Here is a 299-nt window from a genome sequence, read left to right as displayed (position 1 = left end):
CTTTAAGGATTGAATAAGATTTTTCTTTAAGGGCTTCATCGATCCTGAAGTTAACAGTAGCCATCATATTTCCCAAGTATTTAATGTACTAGGAACATTGTAATGCAAATTGCATTACAAGTCGACTTTGCATAACAGCCATTATGTTAAATAGAATCAAAAAACCTCCAATAAAATCGTTATAGTAGTATTGTTTATTGAGTAGATAAGAGAATTAAATTAGTGAAATACTCAAATGAAAAAATAGTAAAAGCTCTCTTACTTTCTCCTTTACCACTACTTTTTTTCACAGCAGTCCT

At 30.1% G+C, this 299-nt stretch carries 1 pseudogene; it reads right to left on the bottom strand.

The features are described 5' to 3' along the window. Positions 1 to 64 (bottom strand): annotated as a pseudogene (locus ACG9ZB_RS17025) (type II toxin-antitoxin system antitoxin, RelB/DinJ family); the annotation flags it as partial. Between the last annotated feature and the right edge of the window lie 235 nt (positions 65 to 299).

The organism is Acinetobacter johnsonii (genome assembly GCF_048551975.1).
Lineage (GTDB): Bacteria > Pseudomonadota > Gammaproteobacteria > Pseudomonadales > Moraxellaceae > Acinetobacter > Acinetobacter johnsonii_A.
Note: the sequence above shows the minus strand (reverse complement) of the source record. Positions and strands in the feature narration are given on the sequence as shown.